The organism is Pseudoduganella sp. jia 12 (genome assembly GCF_055502675.1).
This window is the reverse complement of the sequence record NZ_JBUXKP010000028.1, coordinates 1-7,817: the sequence shown is the minus strand read 5'-3', so window position 1 is coordinate 7,817 and position 7,817 is coordinate 1. Positions and strand designations below refer to the sequence as shown.

General features: G+C 60.9%; 5 protein-coding genes and 1 rRNA gene. 2 read left to right on the top strand and 4 right to left on the bottom strand.

The window, feature by feature from the left end; all coding sequences use genetic code 11:
- The first annotated feature begins 449 nt into the window (after window positions 1-449).
- Both ACY65G_RS30495 and ACY65G_RS30490 read left to right on the top strand, forming a co-directional pair.
- Window positions 450-2,555 carry a TonB-dependent receptor family protein gene (locus tag ACY65G_RS30495; protein WP_465001022.1) on the top strand — a complete coding sequence of 702 codons (2,106 nt, stop codon included), beginning with the start codon at window positions 450-452 and terminating at the stop codon, window positions 2,553-2,555.
- Window positions 2,556-2,674: 119 nt separating this feature from the next.
- Window positions 2,675-2,827, top strand: coding sequence for a hypothetical protein (locus ACY65G_RS30490; RefSeq protein WP_465001021.1), 153 nt, complete (start codon window positions 2,675-2,677; stop codon window positions 2,825-2,827).
- A gap of 41 nt (window positions 2,828-2,868) precedes the next feature.
- Here the strand turns inward: ACY65G_RS30490 and rtcA are convergent, their stop codons facing one another.
- The 4 genes from rtcA to rrf all read right to left on the bottom strand — a co-directional run bounded on the left by rtcA (window position 2,869) and on the right by rrf (window position 7,636).
- The gene (gene rtcA, locus ACY65G_RS30485; protein WP_465001020.1) at window positions 2,869-3,897 is read right to left on the bottom strand and encodes an RNA 3'-terminal phosphate cyclase; all 1,029 of its coding nucleotides are present in this window, start codon (window positions 3,895-3,897) and stop codon (window positions 2,869-2,871) included.
- 9 nt (window positions 3,898-3,906) lie between these two features.
- A complete protein-coding gene (locus ACY65G_RS30480) occupies window positions 3,907-5,136 on the bottom strand; it encodes an RtcB family protein (RefSeq protein ID WP_465001019.1) in 1,230 nt (409 codons plus the stop codon).
- Between the two features lie 51 nt (window positions 5,137-5,187).
- Complete coding sequence (locus tag ACY65G_RS30475) at window positions 5,188-7,212, bottom strand: esterase-like activity of phytase family protein (protein WP_465001018.1); 2,025 nt, start codon at window positions 7,210-7,212, stop codon at window positions 5,188-5,190.
- Between the two features lie 311 nt (window positions 7,213-7,523).
- Window positions 7,524-7,636, bottom strand: a 5S ribosomal RNA gene (gene rrf, locus ACY65G_RS30470).
- Window positions 7,637-7,817: the final 181 nt, after the last annotated feature.

Below are 7,817 nucleotides of genomic sequence, written 5' to 3'. Positions count from 1 at the left end.
GGTCACTCACTCAAATAACTGACGAATCATCCGAAGATGATTACGTTATTACTTGTGTAAGCGTTTGCTGCTATATTTTGAGCATTCCGGACCGAAATCCGGAGGCACATCGCATCAAACGCCCACACTTATCGACTGTTGATTGTTAAAGAATTCTGCCCAAATATTTCAACTTCGGGCTTGCTGCGGATCTTCCAGACCCGTCGACAAATCGTTGTGTTTGTCAGCAGCAGAGAGATGAGATTATGCGGTGTTTCGTGCAGCTCGTCAACCCCTCGGTTTGTTTCGCAATGTTTCAGCAGCGATTCAAACGACTGTCGCATCGTTTCGTTTTCACTAGTACGTTGCGGCAGGGACAGAACTATAGCAAACCATGAACCGCTCGGCAAGCCCAGCGACGCAATTTTCAGCCGCGCGGTATAGTACTCGACACTTATGCGAGCTCATCCATGCAAAATCCGTCCTTATTGAAGATCACGGCTGCCCTGTGTGCCGTCTATTCCACATGCGCGACAGCGGCCGAACCGCTGGCCGAGGTCGTTGTCATTACTGCCAGCCGTATTGAACACGCCAGTTTCGAACTTCCCGCAGCGATCGATGTCATCGATGCCAGCCGCATTCGGGATGCCCAGCCTAGGGTCAATGCTTCCGAATCCCTGGTAGCGATACCCGGGCTGGTCGTGCAAAACCGCCAGAATTATGCGCAGGATCTGCAGATTTCTTCGCGCGGCTTCGGCGCCCGTTCGGCGTTTGGCGTGCGCGGTGTGCGCCTGATCGCGGACGGCATCCCGGCGACCATGCCCGATGGTCAAGGCCAGGCAGCCACGTTCAACCTGGACCGGGCCCAGCGCATCGAAGTGCTGCGCGGCCCGTTCTCCGCGTTGTATGGAAATCACTCGGGTGGCGTCATACAACTGTTCACCGAGGAAGGCCGCGATCCGGGATCCGTCGAAATGTCGGTAGTGGCCGGCAGCGATGGCCAGCGCAAGGTCGATCTCAGTGCCCAGGGGCGCGAAGGCAAGATCGGCTATGTCGTCGATGCTTCCCGTTTCGATACCGACGGCTATCGCGACCATAGTGCCGCGCGACGGGACCAGCAATTCGCCAAGCTGACCGTTACACCGGACTCCCGCAGCAAGCTGACCCTGGTTGCCAGCAGCCTGCGCCAGAAAGACACGGAAGATCCGCTTGGCGTGCAGTGGGCAACTTACGAGCGCGACCCACGCGCCGGCGAGATCGACCCGACCGATACCGAATCGCCAAGGCGCACCTATGCGGAGCGCTACAACACCCGCAAGAGCATCGATCACAACCAGGCTGGCGCCAGCTATGACGTCTACTTCGGAGAAAACCGCCTGCACCTGATGGCATATGGCGGCAACCGTGAGGTGGTGCAGTACCAATCCTTCTCGCGGGGTTTCCAGGCACCGGCCACCCACTCCGGCGGCGTGATCGACTTCGATCGCGACTTCTACGGCGTGGCCATCAACTGGACCGATGTGCGGCGCTTCGACAAAGGCGTCCTGCGCACTACTGTCGGCTTCGATTACGACCGCTCGACGGACGATCGCAAGGGCTACGAAAACTTTGTCGGGGCCCAGTTTGGCGTCAAGGGCACCCTGCGACGTGAAGAAGAAGACGTCGTCTCCAACGTTGATCCTTACGTGCAAACGGAATGGCAGAGTGGTCCGTGGCGGCTGACGGCGGGTGTGCGGCACAGCCGGGTGAAAGTGGAGGTCGACGACCGCTTCCTTTCAAACGGCAACGACAGCGGCGACCTCACGTTCACGCGCACGACACCGGTGCTGGGCGCGCTATACAAGGTGACGCCCGACCTCAACGTGTATGTCAGCGCCGCGCGCGGCTTTGAAACGCCGACGCTGAACGAATTGTTCTATTCCGGCACGGCCGGTGGCTTCAACTACAACCTGCGGCCGGCACGCAGCACGCACGTGGAAGCAGGCACGAAAATCCGGCTGTCGGAGAACACCCGCGTGGACGCGGCGCTATTCGAGGTCCGTACGCGTGACGAGGTGGTCGTGGATGCCTCCAGCGGCGGCCGCACGAGCTACCGCAACGCCAGCAAGACCCTGCGCCAGGGGGTCGAGGTGTCGGTCGATTCCACCTGGGCCGGCGGGTTCTCGGCTCGCGCCGCTTTGACCGGCTTGCGCGCGGTCTACGACCAGGCGTTCGGCAATGTCGCCGAGGGCAGCCGGATGCCCGGCGTCGCACGCACCACGGCTTACGGCGAACTGGCATGGAAAGAGGATGGCGGTCGTTACGGCGCAGCGCTCGAAGCGCTCGCAAACGGCAAGGTCTACGCCGAAGACACGAACCGCGAAAAGGCGGCCCCGGGCTATGGCTTGCTGAACCTGCGCTTCACCGCCATGCAGCCGATCGGTGGCTGGCGGCTGAAGGAGTTCGTCCGGCTGAACAACCTGCTCGACAAGACCTATGTCGGCTCGGTGATCGTCGGCGACACGAACAAGCGCTATTACGAAGCGGCGCCGGGCCGCAACTGGCAGGCGGGGTTCAGCGCGCAGTATCTGTTCTAGGCCACCTTTGCGTCACGCGCGCCGCTCGACCGTGCAAACGGCGTGGCGGTCGCGCTGTTCGAAGCGGAACGACACCGGCAGGAAAAGGCTGATGACGCCGGCTGGACCTGTTCGACAAGTTGCAATTGCAGGCCGGGGTGCAGGCGTGTGCCGGGTGCGACAGCCTGTCGGACGCGGGCAGCAAGCCGTTCTCCGTCTCGCGCGCCGGCAAGGCCAAGCCGAACGATGCGGACCGGTTGAAGAAATTCCTGACTCGCCATGACCTGACGTGAGAAGACATCCGGCGCAGGCAGTGAACGTGTGCAGCGCCCGGTCAACCTGCCTTCCGGGCAGCGATCGTGCACAGGCTGTAGCCCTCCGCTGCTTCGAACGTCACATGCACCGGCAGGAATTGCGCGATCACCTCGGCATTGGTGATCGCATGCTGCGATACATGATCGACCGTGTAACTGCCACCACCGGCCAGCGCAAGCGGCAGCATCAGCTGATCGCCCAGGTGCTCACCCACAGCGGCGCCGGACACCAGGTAACGCTTGGCTTCCAGCGCCGCATCGCCGGCCACATCCTCGGCGCGCCGACGCTTCTCGCCAACCGATGAAAACACCTCCGTCACATGCTCGCTTTCCAGCACGATCAACACGGCATTGCCCGGCCCCTGATCGTTGGCCAGCGGATGCGAGAACAGCTGGTCGTCGCGCCAGTGCAGCGCCTTGCCGATGCTTTCGAGTTCGCGTTGTGCAACCGATAGCGGAATCGCGGCCACATAGGCTTCGGCACGCCCTTCGAGCAGGGTGCCGCGCCCGGGCAAGTGCAACTGGCGCAATTGCGCACAGGGCCAGATGGCGGCACATAGCTCGCCGCCGCCATTCGGATAAAAGCCGAAGCGCTTGAGCTCGAAATCCACCTGTGCCCCCATCGCCCGCAGCATGCGCACGTAGGCATGCTCGATGAAATGCGCCGGCGGCGCTTTCGGGTTGTGGGTGCCGCCGCTGACCTTGACCACCGATGGCACGTCCGCATGCAGCAGCGCCGGTATCAGCGTCTGCAATACCAGCGTCGCACTGCCGGCCGTGCCGATGGCGAATTCGTAGACACCGCCCTTGATGCAGCGCGGCGTGAAGGTCAGTTCGGTGGAGCCCAGTTCGGCGTGGGTAACTTCCGCGCCGCATACGGTGGCGGCAGAGCGCACCGCCATCAGGTGCTGCCGCATCAGGCCAGGCTTTGGCCGGTTCGCGCGGATGTTCCGGATCCGGAACGGCTGCCCAGTGATCATCGACAGCGTCAGCGACGAACGCAGGATCTGCCCTCCGCCTTCCCCCGCCCCTCCATCGAGCTCGATCATCGTGGCACCTCAACCCTTTACACAGACGACCTGCTTCAACGTGTGCACCACCTCGACCAGGTCGCGCTGCGCATGCATCACGGCGTCAATATCCTTGTAGGCCATCGGGATTTCATCCACCACGCCTTCATCCTTGCGGCACTCGACACCCTGGGTGGCGCGCACCTGGTCTTCCCGCGTGAAACGCCGCTTTGCCTCGCTGCGGCTCATCGTGCGGCCCGCGCCGTGGCTGCAACTGGTGAAGCTTTCCTCGTTGCCCTTGCCGCGCACGATGTAGCTGCGCGCGCCCATCGACCCGGGGATGATTCCCAGCTCGCCGGCCCTGGCCGACACCGCGCCCTTGCGCGTCACCAGCACTTCCTGGCCGAAGTGGCGCTCCTTCTGTACGTAGTTGTGATGGCAATTGACGGCTTCCACGTGCGTCTCGAACGGCTTCCTGATCACGGTGCGGACAGCCTTGACCAGGTTCTGCATCATCACCTCGCGGTTCATGCGGGCGAATTTCTGCGCCCACCCAACGGCTTCGACGTAATCGTCATAATGCTGCGTGCCTTCCTTCAGATAGGCCAAGTCGCGATCGGGCAGGTTGGCGAGGTGGGTACGCATATCCTGCTGCGCCAGTTCGATGAAATGCGTGCCGATCGCATTGCCCACGCCGCGCGAGCCGGAGTGCAGCATCAGCCATACGGCGCCTTCCTCGTCGAGGCAGACTTCGATGAAGTGATTACCTGTGCCAAGGGTGCCCAGGTGCTTGTAGTTATTCGTGTGCCGCAGCTTCGGCGTTTTCGCGCAGATGACGTCGAACTCGTCCTTCAGCTGCATCCATGCCGCATCCACGGCGGAGGGCGGATCCTGCCACGAGCCCTGGTCGCGCCCCTTGAAGCCGCGCGTCTTCGGCGACAAGCCATGGGGAATCGCCTTTTCGATCGCACTGCGCAACGGCCCCAGGTTGTCGGGCAAGTCGCTGGCCGACAATGTGGTTTTGGCAGCCATCATGCCGCAGCCAATGTCGACACCCACTGCTGCGGGAATAACCGCGCCCAGCGTGGGAATGACGCTGCCGATCGTCGAGCCCTTGCCCAGATGGACATCGGGCATGACGGCAATGTGCTTGTAAATGAAAGGCATCTTCGCCGTGTTCGCCAGCTGCTCCTTTGCTTCCGGCTCCACCGGCACGCCGTGCGTCCACATCTTGACAGGGCGGCCCCCCTTCACGTCCATGGTGTCGTAATCGTTCATGTTGCTCTCCTGCCGGCATTATGGGCGATCCGGCAGGAGCGGCGCACACGATCAGTAACTGCTGAGCGGCTTGCCGAATTTGAGGAGCCAAAGGCGGCTCGGCCGTTCCATGTCGGTACCGCGTGCCACACGGATCGTGTTGGCGGCGTTGCAGCCTGGCGAACTGCTGGTGACGATCATGCCTGCCGCGTCGACGTTGCACTTGGTGACATCGGCATCGGCCACCGCTTCGCCGGAAGGCGCAAAGACCCGGGTCTTGAGACCGAAGTCGTTGTCGTTGGCGATCGCCAGCGTGCTGGCGTCGACGACAGTCAGGCCTTCCGCCTTCTCGGCCAGCCAGCCGATGGCATTCAGGTCGAGCAGTTGCGACTTCTTGAGCGGCATCACCTTCGACCAGTCTGCGCCATTCACAGGCGTGCCCGCCATCGAGCTCTTTTCCAGGTCCGACGTCTCGACGTTGAATGCTGCTGCCGAGATGTCGGTGGCGGCGGCAATCTCGACCAGCATGAGCTTGTTGAATACCTTGCCTTGTGGGTCCGCACCCTGTTCGATGACGATGAACTTGCCATTGCCGAGCGCGACCACGTCGCCCAGCTTCGCATTGCCGGTACGGCCATCCTGGTAATCGGCAGCCGCGATCGGGTAGGCATACATTTTCGTTGCCGCGCCAGTTTTCGGATCGAACTCGACCCAACGGGTAAAGCGCGCGTAGCGCTCTACCTGCTCGTTCTTGCCCGTGACGGCATACGGTGCGCTCCCATCCGAGAGTGGACTTTGCAGGAAGCCGTGGAGCCTGTCGCTGCTGGTATCCAGCGTCAACCCTTCCATGCCGCGGTTGGCGCGGCGCTTGGCAAAGATCTTCGGCAGGCCGGTGCCCGGGGCATACCTGGCCAGGATGATGCCGGTCGCCGCATCGATCCTGGCGATAAACGGGCCATATTCGTCCGAAACCCACAGCGCATTGCGTGCCTTGTCGAACACCACCGCTTCGCTATCGATGCCATGGGCGTTGAATCCTGCCTTGCCTGCGGCGTCGAACTTCATCGCATCCATGACCGGCATCTCGGCGGAATTGCCCAGCGAGCCCTCCGGGATCGGCAAGCCACTGGCATTGAGCGCGGCGGAAGCCTTGATCGGCATGGTCGAGTTCAATATTGCACCCGACTTTCCAACCGTGATCAGGCCGATCGATGGCGCAAAGGACGGCGATGGGAAGATCTTGCTGCCTGTCGTGCCGGCACCGCCGAGCGACGGCACGTTCGGACCGTCGCCATTGGGGCCGCGATCGGTCAGGCCGTAGAACTCCAGGTCTCCAGCCGCATTGGTGCCTTTGAAAGCAATCGACGAACCATAAGATGGGAGGAAGCCCAGCGGGAAGTCTTGTTTCACCTTGGTGTTGCTGCCCTCGTAAGGAATATGGAACTTGCTGTCCGCCTGGAGCTGGTACCGTGTGACGCTGACCTCGACAGCGTTTTGCGTGAATTTCTCGATGGCAGGTGTGTTGAGTCTTGCAGCCAGTGTGTCTTCGAAATGCTCGCGCACGAGCATGCGGCGGGCGTCGTCGATCGTGCGTTCAGCATACCTTGCACCAGCGGACGCAAGCAGTGTCGCTAATGCCTTGTCGAAAGTCGCGGGGGCGCCGGTAAAGTCGAGATTCTTGCCGGCCAGCGCAGTCCGAATGCCGGGTGTAATTGCGATGCCATTCGACGGGTCGCCGTCTTCGTCCAGCAACTGCAGGGCGAGCAATCGGTTGATGACCTTGATGTCCTTGATATCGCTTTCGCCTGCCAGCTGCAACGGAGTGATCGCCGTCGCGCACGCTGCAGTGCCGAGCGAAATACCGCCAAGAGCGAAGCTGACGGTGTCGCCTTCCAGGCAGGCGAACTCGCCTTTGGTACCAGTCGTCGCTCGCGCTGCGGTACCCGCCACGTATTCCGCCCCTTCCACGGCACTATCGAGGAATACGCCGCTCACCTGCGTCCTGGCTGGCGCAGTGACGGTGGCCGGGCTGTCATTGCCGCCACAGGCAGCCAGTATGACAGCGAGCGATAACAGTGAAAGACGGGAGTGCTTCATGCAGGCCTCTTCGAATGAAAAGCCGCAGTCTATGGGGCTGGCGTGACCTGCCGATGACAGGTGGTTGCTTCAATCCCATGACTGGCACTAGCTAAATCTGAAACATTTCCAGAAACTGGTGTCTGTGACCGGTTTTCGAGCAACCAAAGCAAAAAAACCCGCCAGCTAGCGGGGTTTTTCTATATAACAGCCTGATTGAACCAACTTTCACACTGGTAGCACGATCATCGGCGCAAAGTCGTTTCACGGTCCTGTTCGTGAAATGAAAAAAGCCCACTGCGATCACGCAATGGGCTTCTCTCGGAATTACAGCCTGACGATAACCTACTTTCACACTGGTTGCAGCACTATCATCGGCGCAAAGTCGTTTCACGGTCCTGTTCGGGATGGGAAGGGGTGGGACCGACTTGCTATGGTCATCAGGCATGACTTGTACGCAGTGCCGTTCCCTATAGGGCAACGTCACTGCTCAATCCGGAAGAAGTAAAGTTGGGTTGTAGTATTCAACTACGTCTCATCAAAGAGTAAATGCAAGGAATCATCATTGATTCATAACCGTCAAGGTTATAGGGACAAGCCGTACGGGCAATTAGTATCAGTTAGCT